Source organism: Arthrobacter sp. RAF14, from assembly GCF_052114185.1.
In the GTDB taxonomy this organism is placed as follows: Bacteria; Actinomycetota; Actinomycetes; order Actinomycetales; family Micrococcaceae; genus Arthrobacter_E.
Map to the genome: position 1 here is coordinate 153,288 of NZ_JBFREG010000004.1, position 12,068 is coordinate 165,355.

General features: G+C 69.2%; 9 protein-coding genes and 1 rRNA gene. 5 read left to right on the forward strand and 5 right to left on the reverse strand.

Going from position 1 to position 12,068, the window contains the following annotated elements; translation table 11 throughout:
* Positions 1 to 56: 56 nt before the first annotated feature.
* Positions 57 to 617 carry a GNAT family N-acetyltransferase gene (locus AB4Y75_RS12230; RefSeq protein WP_441436158.1) on the forward strand — a complete coding sequence of 187 codons (561 nt, stop codon included), beginning with the start codon at positions 57 to 59 and terminating at the stop codon, positions 615 to 617.
* Between the two features lie 218 nt (positions 618 to 835).
* Here the strand turns inward: AB4Y75_RS12230 and AB4Y75_RS12235 are convergent, their stop codons facing one another.
* Together AB4Y75_RS12235 and AB4Y75_RS12240 are read right to left on the reverse strand one after the other, a co-directional pair.
* Positions 836 to 1,912 (reverse strand): GNAT family N-acetyltransferase, encoded by a 1,077-nt coding sequence (locus AB4Y75_RS12235; RefSeq protein ID WP_441436159.1) that lies wholly within the window; start codon positions 1,910 to 1,912, stop codon positions 836 to 838.
* Positions 1,905 to 2,522 carry a DinB family protein gene (locus tag AB4Y75_RS12240; RefSeq protein WP_441436160.1) on the reverse strand — a complete coding sequence of 206 codons (618 nt, stop codon included), beginning with the start codon at positions 2,520 to 2,522 and terminating at the stop codon, positions 1,905 to 1,907. Before AB4Y75_RS12240 ends, AB4Y75_RS12235 begins: the two co-directional genes overlap by 8 nt.
* A gap of 111 nt (positions 2,523 to 2,633) precedes the next feature.
* Between AB4Y75_RS12240 and AB4Y75_RS12245 the strand changes: the two genes are divergently transcribed.
* Positions 2,634 to 4,355: a helicase HerA-like domain-containing protein gene (locus tag AB4Y75_RS12245; protein ID WP_441436161.1), complete on the forward strand. Its 1,722-nt coding sequence runs from the start codon at positions 2,634 to 2,636 to the stop codon at positions 4,353 to 4,355.
* A 70-nt stretch (positions 4,356 to 4,425) separates the two neighbouring features.
* Positions 4,426 to 5,421: a hypothetical protein gene (locus AB4Y75_RS12250; RefSeq protein ID WP_441436162.1), complete on the forward strand. Its 996-nt coding sequence runs from the start codon at positions 4,426 to 4,428 to the stop codon at positions 5,419 to 5,421.
* Between the two features lie 107 nt (positions 5,422 to 5,528).
* Here AB4Y75_RS12250 and AB4Y75_RS12255 read toward each other — a convergent pair whose 3' ends face one another.
* The gene (locus AB4Y75_RS12255; protein ID WP_441436163.1) at positions 5,529 to 7,481 is read right to left on the reverse strand and encodes an NHL domain-containing thioredoxin family protein; all 1,953 of its coding nucleotides are present in this window, start codon (positions 7,479 to 7,481) and stop codon (positions 5,529 to 5,531) included.
* Positions 7,478 to 9,748: a cytochrome c oxidase assembly protein gene (locus tag AB4Y75_RS12260; protein WP_441436164.1), complete on the reverse strand. Its 2,271-nt coding sequence runs from the start codon at positions 9,746 to 9,748 to the stop codon at positions 7,478 to 7,480. The genes AB4Y75_RS12255 and AB4Y75_RS12260 overlap by 4 nt, the downstream gene beginning before the upstream one ends.
* Positions 9,749 to 9,870: 122 nt before the next feature.
* Between AB4Y75_RS12260 and AB4Y75_RS12265 the strand changes: the two genes are divergently transcribed.
* Both AB4Y75_RS12265 and AB4Y75_RS12270 read left to right on the forward strand, forming a co-directional pair.
* Positions 9,871 to 10,521 carry a LysE family translocator gene (locus AB4Y75_RS12265; protein ID WP_441436165.1) on the forward strand — a complete coding sequence of 217 codons (651 nt, stop codon included), beginning with the start codon at positions 9,871 to 9,873 and terminating at the stop codon, positions 10,519 to 10,521.
* Between the two features lie 180 nt (positions 10,522 to 10,701).
* Positions 10,702 to 11,655, forward strand: a complete 954-nt coding sequence (locus AB4Y75_RS12270) for a patatin-like phospholipase family protein (RefSeq protein WP_441436166.1) — start codon at positions 10,702 to 10,704, stop codon at positions 11,653 to 11,655.
* A 312-nt stretch (positions 11,656 to 11,967) separates the two neighbouring features.
* Here the strand turns inward: AB4Y75_RS12270 and rrf are convergent.
* A 5S ribosomal RNA gene (gene rrf, locus AB4Y75_RS12275) occupies positions 11,968 to 12,068 on the reverse strand; the annotation flags it as partial.

Genomic DNA, 12,068 nt, shown 5'->3' on the forward strand with positions numbered 1-12,068 from the left:
ACCCTTTTGTCCCGCCCACAGCATTCCGCAAACGACCCTCAGAGACGGAAGACCCCATGAGCATGACCGCGAACTCCCTGACCGCACCTGTCACCGTACCCGCCACGGCTCCCGCCCCGGCCGGGGATCTCGAGGTGACCGTCGTCCAGGTGGCCCTGGGTGACCCCCGGGTGCAACCGCTGCTGGAGGAACTGGCCGTGGAGTACTCCACCCGGTACGGGGACTTCTTCTCAGCGGCCGGCGCCCAGGAGGAACTGTCCCGCTATCCGGCCAGCGAGTTCGAGCCCCCGCACGGCGCCCTCCTGATCCTGCAGCAGGGCGAGGAGACCGTGGCCGGTGGGGCGTTCCGCCGTTACGACGCGGAGACGGCGGAGTTCAAGAGGATCTGGACGCACTCGGCGCACCGGCGCAAGGGCCTGGCCCGGCGGGTCCTGGTGGAGCTGGAGCGAGCGGCCCGCGAGCGCGGCTACACCAGGGTGTACCTGACCACCGGTCCACGGCAGCCGGAGGCGAAGTCGCTGTATCTGGCCACGGGGTACACACCCCTCTTCGACCTCGACGCCGATCCGGAAGAGGTCAAACACCTGGCCTTCACGAAACCTCTGCCTGAGGCCTGAGACTCGTCCGGACTGCGCTTCCCCGGTGGGAGGATCCCCCGCCCCCCTGCCCGACCGTTCCCTGCCCAACCGTTCCCTGCCGGTCGCGAAGGAACAGATGATGCCCTTTCTCCGAGCGGAAACGGGCATCATCTGTTCCCTCGCGTCACCACCGGCGTCATCACCGCCTTCATCCCGGCGTCATCCCTGAGTTTCCGGAGCCGTCCGGATTCGAGCGTTCACCCGAATTCGATCTCGAAGGGCGTGGTCCCGGTGACGCGGACGAAGCCGTACCGTTCCAGGATCGGCCGCGAGTAGTCGGTCGAATCACTGTGGATCAGGCTGATGCCGTGGGCGAGAGCGGTCCGGGCGCGCTGCGCCGTGACCGCACGGTAGATGCCCTGTCCGCGCCAGTCCTCCAGGGTGAAGCCACCCCAGATGCCGGCGAAATCGGTTCCCGGCACCGGTTCCAGGCGTCCGCCGGACACCACTTCCCCCTCCGCCAAGGCCATCCAGGCCTCCGTGCCGTGTCCCCTGGCCAGCCGGCCCATCAGGTCGGCGGCCCGGCGCGGGGCCTCGGCAGCACTGCCGTCGAAGGCGTCCTCCGCCGCTATGCACAGCGCCAGAGCGTCCTCGACGGACCGCACCCGCTGCAGGCTGACGCCGTCCGGCAGCGCCACGTCGACGGCGAGCGCGGCGGATTCGCCGATCATCACCGACTCCTCCTCACCGCGGGTGAAGCCCTCGGCCTGGAGGGCTTCGTCCAGGCCGGTGAGCCCGTCATGGCTGCGGGTCTTCCATTCGAGGGTGGACAGCGGCCGACGCGGCGCTCGGACCGGCGCGCCACCCGGGACCGGGCTGCTCTCCCGGGCGGCGCCGGCCTGGGAAGAGGAACCCTGGTCCGCCGAAGCCGAGCGGATGACGTCATCCCCGTCCGGTCCGCTCAGTCCCCCACCGGGCTCGGCCCCCTCCCGCCCGGCCTGGCTTTCGATCGCCAGATCCAGAACGGAGCCCACTGCCGCACGGACCAGGGCCGGCATCCGGCCCGGGCGGGCCAGTTCCTCCCGGAGCAGCGACGGCGTTCCGCTCCGGCCCGGAGCCCCGTGACTGATGAAGCCCGCTTCACCGGCGAACACCGCGGTCATGACCGGGAGGAACGGGCTCTCACCGGCTCCGTCCGGAACGGTGGGGGCCTCCACGAGCACCCCTTCCCGGGGATACCAGTGCATCAGGCGACACGCCAGGGCGCCTTGCGCTTCGGCGTCGAGCCTCAGCTGGGAGTCATACGCGGCGAGCATTCCCCGCTCCTCATTCATGGACGGCCTCCCCTGCGACTGCGGCGGCGGCACGGGCCGCCTGTTCGATCCGGTCGCGGTAGGCGGACCAGCGGGCGCCATCGAAGTCTGGAAGGTTCGGATGCCCCGCCGTGTATCCGACGCTGCCATCGATCAGCTCGCGCACGATGTCCGCGTGGCCCGCGTGGTGGGCGGTCTCCATGTCCACGTGAACCAGGATCTGCTGCAGGGTGACGTTCCGCGTTTCCGGCTTCCACCATGGGACCACTCCGGGCGCGTCGAGCTCCAGCGCGTCGATGGTGGCGTCGCTGTGGGCCGCGGAGGCGTGGTGCAGTTCCAGGATGCTCTGCACGGATTCGGTCTCCGGCACCCACATGTCAGCGTTGTCCTCGGCATCCGGGGCGCCCCAGGGCATCGGGTGGTCGAAGGGTCTGTCGAAGACCAGGCCGAAGTACTCGGCCTGGACACTGGCGACGTGCTTCACGAGGCCCAGGAGGTTGGTCCCGGTCCGTGTCAGGGGACGGCGGAGATCGTATTCTCCCAGACCGTCCAGTTTTGCCAGCAGTCCCGTTCTCCGCGCCCGGAGATAACGGTGCAGGATCGTCTTGATGTCCTCTGGGGTGTGAGTCATGCCACGAGCCTACGACAGGGGTCCGACAGAAGATCCGCCACCACCCTGGACCACGGATTCCGGGCGGGGCCCTGCCGCCTCAAAGGCTTTGACACCCCCTCCCGCTAAGCTATGGCCATGGCCAGCAAGAGCACTGACTCCAAGAGCACCGAGGACAAGGTCCAGACGATCCGCGAGGGCTACACGTTCTCCGGCCCCGTGATCGAGCTGGGCGCCGCGATCGTGGATGACGTCGTCCACCAGGACGCCCCGGTCCGTCTGCCCCTCGGCATGATGAACCGGCACGGCCTCGTGGCGGGTGCCACGGGCACTGGAAAAACGGTCACCCTGCACATGATGGCCGAACAGCTGTCGGCCGCCGGAGTGCCCGTCTTCCTCGCAGACATCAAGGGCGATCTCTCCGGCCTCGCGGCCCCCGGCGCCGGCGGGGACAAGCTCCTGGCGCGCACCGCCGAACTCGGCCAGCAGTGGAAAGCCGCCACCTTCCCGGTCGAGTACCTGGCCCTGGGCGGCAACGGCAAGGGCATCCCGGTCCGGGCCTCCATCACCAGCTTCGGCCCCATCCTGCTCTCCCGCGTCATGGATCTCAATGACACCCAGGAGTCCAGCCTCCAGCTGATCTTCCACTTCGCGGACCAGAACCAGCTGGAACTGGACGACCTCAAGGACCTGCGGGCCGTCATCCAGCACCTCACCTCGGATGAGGGCAAAGAGGCCCTGGCCCAGCTCGGCGGCCTGTCCAAGGCGACGGCCGGCGTCATCCTGCGCGAGATCGTGGCGCTCGAGGCCCAGGGCATGGAGCAGTTCTTCGGCCTCCCCGAATTCGACCCGTCCGAGCTTCTGCGCACCGCGCCGGACGGGCGGGGCGTCATCAGCGCCCTCGAGCTGCCGACCCTGCAGGACAAGCCGGCGCTGTTCTCCACCTTCCTCATGTGGCTGCTGTCCGAGCTGTTCGAGACCCTCCCGGAAGCCGGGGACCTGGACAAGCCCAAGCTGGTGTTCTTCTTCGATGAGGCGCACCTCCTCTTCACGGGAGCCTCCAAAGCGTTCCTCCAGGCCATCACCCAGACCGTGCGCCTCATCCGGTCCAAGGGTGTGGGCATCTTCTTCGTGACCCAGACGCCCAAGGACGTCCCCGCGGACGTCCTCGGCCAGCTGGCGAACCGGGTCCAGCACGCGTTGCGCGCCTTCACCCCGGACGATGCCAAGGCCCTCAAGGCCACGGTGTCCACCTTCCCCGTCAGCGACTACGACCTGGACAAGGTCCTCACCTCGGCCGGTATCGGCGAGGCCGTCATCACGGTCATGAATGAGAAGGGCGCACCCACCCCGGTGGCGCTCACCCGGCTCAGGGCTCCGGAATCGCTCATGGGCCCGGCGGACGACGCCACCATGAACCAGGTGATCCAGGCTTCGGCCCTGGCGTCCGAGTACGGCCAGGCCACGGACCGCCAGTCCGCCTTCGAGAAGCTCCAGGGTGGAGCGCCCGGGCAGCCGGGTGCCGCCACGGGGCAGCCGGCCGCAGGTTCAGGCCCGGTCGACCAGAATTCGGTGGACGAGGAGGCCCGGCGGATCGAGGCGGAGATCCTCGGCCATTCGGCGCCCGGCGCGCCGTCCCAGGCGCCCGCCCCCAGTGCTCCCGCACCGAGCACGCCGGCACCGCCCGTACCCGCACCGGAACCCGCACCGAACCCGATGGGTGACATCATGGGAGGCCTGGGCTCTGCACTGGGCGGCGGTCTCCGCTCCATGGTGCGGTCGCTCGGAACGCAATTGGGCCGGGACCTGGGCCGCAGCATCTTCGGCACGTCGTCGAGAAGCAGGCGCCGCTGAACCGGTGCGTCCCACGGCCCGGGCGAAGGACAGGCCATTTGACCGGAAGCGAGATGAGGTTCAGAGCAGCGTGACATGGACACAGACCACCATCAAGGTGGCCGCATCCTGGCTGGCCGGCATCATGCTGGTGGCCGCAGCTGCGATCGTGACGATCGTCGTGGTGAACTCCGGGCCCGCCGGCGCCCAGGAGCCGGTGCGGGCGTACCTTTCCGCCCTCAAGGACGGCGACGGCGGCAAGGCCCTCGGGCTGGTCCGCTCCCAGGTGCCGGCCGGCAACGCAAGCCTCCTGGACGGCGACGGCCTCAAGGCGTCGATGGAGAAACTCGAGGACCTCACGGTCGGGAACCCCGAACGCCAGGCGGACGGGCGGATGACCGTGCCCGTCACCTACTCCCTGGACGGCGTCGAGAACAGCACACGTTTCCTCGTGGAACCCGCCGGGCGGGAGTGGCTGTTCTTCACGCGATGGCAGCTGGTTCCGGCCAGTCTGCCGACCATCACCGTGAACGTGGTCAACTCCAATCTGGCCACGGTCAACGGCGTCACGGTGAACACCCCCCGGGGGCACGGGCAGTTCCCGGTGTTCTTCCCGGGCAGCTACGAGGCCTCCTACACCTCCCCGTATTTCGCAGCTCCGGCCCAGCGGGTCTCGGTCTCCGGGCCCAGTAGCGGCCAGACGGTCAATCTCAGCACCGAGGCCACCAAGAGCCTGTCCGACGCGGTCTCCTCCCAGGTTCACAAGTACCTGGATGACTGCGCCGCCGAGGCCAACCACGAGCAGCGCCTCCAGCCGGACTGCCCGTTCTACCACGCCGGTCTGGAACGCGTGACGCAGGGGTCCATCCGTTGGAGCATCGTGGAATACCCCAAGGTGGAGATCCAGCCGTACAACGGCCGCTGGGTGGTGACACCGCTCGGGGGCAAGGCGAAGCTGAACGCCAAGGCCGTGGACCTGTTCACCGGTCTGGACGGCCCGCTGGACCAGGTCCATCCCTTCAGCTTCACCGTGACGCTGAGCTTCACGGCGGACAAGGTCACCGTCACCCCCGTCGTCGACTACTGAGCCGTCCGCGCAGAACCTCCGGCGCCTCCCGGACACACGCGAAAGAACAGATGGTGCCCCTTCCCACGCCGGGAAGGGGCACCATCTGTTCTTTCGCGGGCGGGACCTCAGTCCATGCCGCGCAGGTCCAGGACCAGCTCCGTGTCACCGTCCGCGGTGAGGACCACGGGGATGCCCCAGTCCTGCTGGTACAGGTGGCAGGCGGCGTGATCCGGGATCTCGCCGTCGGGGCCCTCCGCTCCGTCGCAGGCCGCGGCGCGGGCGGTGATGTGCAGGATCCCTTCGCTGACCTCGGAGGACAGCTCGAGCGTGCGGTTCAGGCCTTCACCCGTGCCGCCGCCCGAAACCAGGAGCTCCGGCGGCGTCGACGAGATCTTGAGCTGCGTCGGGTCGCCCCAGCGGTAGTCGAGCTTCTGGCCCGTGGGGGCGGTGAAGCGGACCGTGAGGTCGAAGGACCCTGGAGCCACGGGCGAGGTGGGCCGCTGCGTCTGAGAGGCACCCTCATCCACCTGCTGCGCCTCGGCCGGGATGGGCACGTAGACGAGCTGGTGCTTGTTCGCCTCCACCACCACGAGGAGCGGCTCGGCGCCACGGGGGTCGAGCACCACGTCGCTGGGCTCGGCGAGCCCACGGGTCAGGGTGGACACGACGCCGGAGGCTGGGTCGTAGCGGCGCACCGCGCCGTTGTACGTGTCCGCGATCGCCACGGAGCCGTCCGGGAGCACGGTCACGCCGAGAGGGTGCTGGAGCCGCGCCTCGGCGGCCTCGCCGTCCCGGAATCCGAAGTCGAAGAGACCCTTGCCGATGGCCGTTTCGACGGTCACCTGGCCGGAATCGCCGGTGGGCACCAGGCGGCGCAGCGCGGAGGTCTCCGAGTCGGCCACCCAGATGACACCGTCAGGTCCTTCGGCCAGGCCGGAGGACTGCGCGAACCACGCCGAATCGGCGGCGCCGTCCAGCAGGCCCTCCAGTCCGTTGCCCGCCAGGATGGACACCTCGCCCGTCTCCGGAGCGAACGCGAAGATCTGGTGCACACCCGCCATGGCGATCACCACGGTCTGGAGCGATTCGGACCAGAGCACATCCCACGGCGAGCTGAGCGCCACCTGCAGCGGATCCGCGCCGAGCGGCCCGCCGTAACCGGCGCCGTCGTCGTCCACGCGAGCAGGACCGGCTTCCAGGAGGCGCTGCACGCCGCTGCCGGCCAGCGTGGTCACCTCGCCCGTGGCGAGGCTGATGCCGCGCAGACGGTGATTGACCGAGTCCGCGACGACGACGTCGTACCCCACGCGCGCCGCCAGCTCGGCGGGGAGGAGGGTGAGTCCCTGGGGCTCGTTGAAGCGGGCCGCTTCCGCGCCGTCCACGTGTCCCTTGGTCCCGTCACCGTAGGCGGCCAGGATGGTGTCGAAGTCGTCGGCCAGCTCCAGGACCCGGTGGTGCCCGGTGTCGGAGACGAGCCAGGAGTCCCGCTCGGAGCCGCGGCCCGCGGGCAGCAGGAGCGCCTTGCCCGGGAAACGGAGGGTGCCGGAGGTGGGCTCCGGAGCGACGTACGGCCCGTTCCCGCGGTGCAGGGTCCCCTTGGCCTCGTGTTCGGCGATGAGTTCCGGGATGAGGACGGCCAGGCCGTCGGCGTGGCCCTCGCCTGAGAGGTGTGCCACCACGTAACCCTCGGGGTCCACGACCACCAGGGTGGGCCAGGCGCGGGCGGCATAGGCCTTCCAGGTGTCCAGCTCCGGGTCGTCCAGGACCGGGTGGTGGATCTCGTAGCGCTCCACGGCGGCGGCGATGGCCACCGGGTCCGCCTCATGCTCGAACTTCGGGGAGTGGACGCCCACGGTCACCAGGACGTCGCTGTACTGCTCCTCGAGCGGGCGCATCTCGTCCAGGACGTGCAGGCAGTTGATGCAGCAGAAGGTCCAGAAGTCCAGGATCACGATCTTGCCGCGGAGTTTCTCGAGGGAGAGCTGTTCCCCACCGGTGTTGAGCCACTTGCGGCCCACCAGCTCGGAGGCGCGGACGCGGGTGGCGCTGCGCACTGAGGTCGCGTTCTCGGTGGTCATTCTTTCTCCTTCGGTTCCGGCGTGCCGGGTTCCAGCGTAGAGGCTGCGTCGTGAGTGGGCGCAGTGCGTCCGGTGGGTGAACCGTCCCGCTGGGCAAGACGGGCGAACATGTCGTTATAAGCGGTCAGCTCGGCGTCGTTATTCCTGTCCGCGGCACGGTCGGTCCGCCGCGTCTCCCGCTCATCGGACCGCGACCACATGATGGCCACCCCGATCGCGAGCAGAACGGTGGGCACTTCGCCGATCCCCCAGGCGATCGCGCCGCCGTGCTGCTGGTCCACGATCGCGCTCGGACCCCAGGCCCGGCCCAGGTTCCCGAAGTAGTCCGCCGCGAGCAGGCTGGTCCCGCCCATGATGGAGACCCCGAAGAAGGCGTGGAACGCCATGGTCGCGAGGAGGAGCAGGAGGCGCATGGGGAACGGGGCCCGGCGCGGCAGCGGATCCTGGCCGATCATGGTCAGCGCGAAGATGTAACCGGTCAGGAGGAAGTGCAGGTTCATCAGCTCGTGGCCCACGTGGTCCCGCATGGCGAAGCCGAAGAAGTCCGAGTAGTAGAAGAGCACGATCGACCCGGCGAAGTTCGCGGCGGCGAAGAGCGGGTGTGTGACCACCTGGGAGAACTTCGAGTGCACGAAGGCGAGGATCCATTCGCGCAGGCCGCGGCTGCCGTCCGTGCGCGGGGCGAGTGCGCGCAGGGCCAGGGTGATGGGCGAGCCGATCACCAGGAAGATCGGCGCCACCATGGTCAGGGCCATGTGCTCCACCATGTGGATGGAGAACATGACGTGCCCGTAGACACCGGGGGCGCCGGAGATGATGTAGGTCAGGGCCGCGAGGCCGATGAACCAGGACACGGCGCGCATGACCGGCCAGCGGTCACCGCGGCGGATCACCTTGATGAGGCCCAGGGCGTAGGCCACCGCACCCAGGACGGCCACGGCCACCCACAGCCAGTCCAGACGCCATTCGGAGATCCAGCGCTCCGGGGTGAGTTCCGGTGGAAGCTCGTAGCCGCTGAGGATGAAGGCGGGGCTGGCATCCTCCGAGTATTTGGTCTCGGACGGTGGCGCGGAGGAGGACAGCGCGACGGCGACGGAGCTGGTGGCCGCCATGACCAGCAGTTCCACGCCGATCACCTGCCAGAGCACGCGCTGCGCGGTGAGGGATCCCTTGCTCGGCACCGCGGCGCCCTTGCCGCGCGAGGCCGCTCCGTCGTCGTCGCCCAGCCGCGGGATGATCCAGGAGCGGTGCATGTAGCCGATGGCGCCCAGAGCCAGCGCGCAAAAGGTCTTGACGAGCACCAGTTGCCCGTACGGCGAATAGAAGAGGTTGTGCCAGCTGGTGATGCGGATCGAGGCGCTGATGATGCCGGACGCGGTGACCAGGAGGAAGCAGAAGAGCGCGAGCGCGGAGAACCGTTTCAGGGTCGCCGCCGTGATGTCGCGGCGCGGAGTGCCGGACGCGGGGCGCGCCAGGAGGCCGGAGATGAGCGCCAGCACGGCCACGCCGCCCACCCACAGCGACGCGCCCAGCACGTGCAGACCGATGGAGTTCACGGCGCCCGCGTGGTCGTTGGAGCTGGCGGCGTGACCGTTCAGCGCCGGAGGCACCATGCCGATCAGTGCCAGGAGCAGCGTGAAGGCGAGGGCTGTGGTGTTGCGCAGTCCGAAGCTCGCGGTCGCCACGAGCGCCGCGACGATCACCACGAACAGCCAGCCGCGGCCCAGTGGGAAGTCGCTCATGAAGAAGACCAGGGCCTTGGTGTACTCGGTGTCGCCGCTGAGCGCCTGTCCGGAGACGTTCGCGTAGGTCAGCACCAGCACGGCGATGGCGGACACCGTCCAGAGGCTTCCGGCCACACCCGCCAGGAGCATGGTCCGAGTGAATGCCGGATGTTCCGGGACGTCCTTCGTCTCGCCTCCGCGCCGCGGCGCCCGGATCCCCTGCGGCAGGACGACGACGGCGAACGCGAGCGCCGCGACCGTCACCGCCAGGCTGAGGTTGTGGACGGTCTTGGCCACCGGGAGTCCCCAGCGGACCAGAGCGCCGGGGTCGGAGAGCTGACGCACGCCGGCGGCGCCGGTGAACAGGAGCCCCAGGACCAGGGTCACGACGGCCACGGCGAGAGCGGCGAACTGCCAGGCGGGACCCAGCCCGGACCTCGCAGCCTGTGGGGCGGGACCCTGAGTGGTCTTCCCGCTCGACCCCTGCCCGCGCGCGGGTCTTCCGGGGCGTGAGGAGACCTGGTTCCTGGTGGTTGCTGGCATGAATCCATTGTCCCGCGCGGGCGAGAGCGGGTCGAATCGGGGGACGCACTTCACAGCGGGCTGTCAGCCTGGGCGCGTGTAACGCACGGCGCGAACTCCCGGCGGCCCCTTACGATGACCGGGTGACCCTTGAACAGTCCCTGCTCGGCTTCGCCGCCTTGTCCGTCCTGATCACCATCCTGCCGGGGACGGACACCGCTCTGGTGCTCCGCTACGCGCTGGGGCGGAGCCGCCGCCACGCGTACACGGCGGCGCTGGGCATGATCACGGGCGCGTTCATCTGGGGCGTGGCCGCGGCAACCGGCGTCTCGGCCTTGCTGGCGGTCTCCACCGTCGCCTACGACATCCTGCGCATCATCGGCGCCGGGTACATGTTGTGGCTGGCCTTCTCGTTCTGGCGGGCGTCCTTCCACACGGGCGGCGAGACCGTCACCGCCCCCGGCGGCACGGCGGCGATCGCGCCGGAGCACCTCGGGAAGACCTGGATCAAGGGGTTCCTCTCCAACATCCTGAACCCCAAATACGGGATGTTCTGCCTCGCCGTCATCCCGCAGTTCCTCGTCCCGACCATCGCCCCCTTGTGGATGGGCCTGATGCTCTCCGTCATCAGCAATCTGGAGGCGGCTCTCTGGTTCACGCTGATCATCACCGCGGCACACTACTTCCGGCGGTGGCTGGACGGCCCGCGCTTCCGGAAGGTGATCGACCGGGTGACGGGCACCGCTCTCGGCGCATTCGGTCTGGTCGCCCTGGCGGAGACCCGGCACGGCTGACCCGCAGCTGTTGCTTCCCCGTCGCCGGTGTGCGACTATTCCCCTGATCGTGATCAAGTCGCAGGAGGTGAGACCCATGTACGCAGTATCTGAAATGGGCGCTCCCCTCCGCCCACGATTCCGCGGCTGACGCAGCCGCCCCGGGAGCGCCGTACCGGCACTTCGCGAAAGGCGACTCCCATGCACCATCTCACTTCTTCTCAGGCTGCCCTCTCGGCCGCCCCCTCCCGTGAACATCCCGCACGACGCGCCCTCGTCCTCGGCGGTGGCGGTTCCACCGGCAACGCCTGGCTGATCGGCGTGATCGCCGGGCTGGCCGACGGCGGCCTGAACCTCGACGACGCCGATCTGGTCATCGGCACCTCCGCCGGCGCGACCGCCACGGCTCAGCTCGCGGGAGCACTCCCGGCCGATCTCCATGCGGCCACGGTCGCCACGCCGGCACGATCCATGCCCGCGCACTCCGCACCGGCGCCAGGAGACGCCGGGCGCCGCGGCCTGGCGGGTTCCACCATCAATCACCTGGAGCGGACAGACGGGATCATCGCCTCGTCACTGGATGCGGCGGACATGCGACGCCGGATGGGGGCGGGCGCACTCGAGCTTCCCGGTTCCTCGGACCCGTCGGTTCAAGCGCGATGGCAGGCCACGGTCTCCTCTCGCCTGCCCCGGCAGGAGTGGCCGGAACACCGGATCCTCCTCACCGCGGTCGACGCACAGACGGGCGAGCCCGTGGTGTTCGACCGGCACAGCGGGGTCGCACTCGCAGACGCTGTCGCCGCCAGCTGCTCCAGCGGCTTCGCCTACCGGATCGGGGATCGGCAATACATCGACGGCGGATATCGCCGTAATGAGAACGCCGACCTGGCCGCCGGCTCCGAACGGGTCCTGATCCTCTCGCCTTTCGGTGGGCGCACACGCACTCCCACGGAGTGGGACATGCAGCTCGAGAAGCAGGTCGAAGAACTGCGCGACGCCGGCAGCGCCGTCGCGGTCGTCTCGCCGGATGCGGAGGTCGAGCACCTCTTCGGCGCGAACGCCATGAACTTCGCCTTGCGTCCAGCGGCGGCCGAGGCGGGGTTCAGCCAGGGACGTGGACTCGCCGAGGAACTGAGCATGTTCTGGGGCCGGTGAGTGGCGGTCTGATGCGTTGAATACTGCGGGTCCCGCCGCTTGGCGGGGCCCGCGGCACCGGCGTGTAGGACCGCACGAGTTTCACAACCGGCATCTCCGTGAGGCGGACGGAGAGGCGGAATGCGGTCCGTGGTGTCTGCCCGCCGGGTGGGGGTATGGCTGCGGCCTGGGGTGGTTTGCTCGCCGGGTTTGGTGGTTAAACGGGTGCAGCTCCCTGCGCTGGTGCTGGGGGCTGCTGTTGGTGTTGGTGGTGGTGGTGGTTTAAAGGGGTGTGGCCCAAGCGTCGTTGCTTGGGCCACCCTTTGTGGTTGTGTCCGGCGGTGTCCTACTCTCCCACACCCTCACGAGTGCAGTACCATCGGCGCTGTGGGTCTTAGCTTCCGGGTTCGGAATGGGACCGGGCGTTTCCCCCA

Excerpts from the sequence above, each read along its gene's own strand:
- AB4Y75_RS12270 (WP_441436166.1), top strand. The coding sequence starts at position 10,702 with ATGCACCATCTCACTTCTTCTCAGGCTGCCCTCTCGGCCGCCCCCTCC.
- AB4Y75_RS12245 (WP_441436161.1), top strand. The coding sequence starts at position 2,634 with ATGGCCATGGCCAGCAAGAGCACTGACTCCAAGAGCACCGAGGACAAG.
- AB4Y75_RS12260 (WP_441436164.1), bottom strand. The coding sequence starts at position 9,748 with ATGCCAGCAACCACCAGGAACCAGGTCTCCTCACGCCCCGGAAGACCC.
- AB4Y75_RS12240 (WP_441436160.1), bottom strand. The coding sequence starts at position 2,522 with ATGACTCACACCCCAGAGGACATCAAGACGATCCTGCACCGTTATCTC.
- AB4Y75_RS12235 (WP_441436159.1), bottom strand. The coding sequence starts at position 1,912 with ATGAATGAGGAGCGGGGAATGCTCGCCGCGTATGACTCCCAGCTGAGG.
- AB4Y75_RS12230 (WP_441436158.1), top strand. The coding sequence starts at position 57 with ATGAGCATGACCGCGAACTCCCTGACCGCACCTGTCACCGTACCCGCC.
- AB4Y75_RS12255 (WP_441436163.1), bottom strand. The coding sequence starts at position 7,481 with ATGACCACCGAGAACGCGACCTCAGTGCGCAGCGCCACCCGCGTCCGC.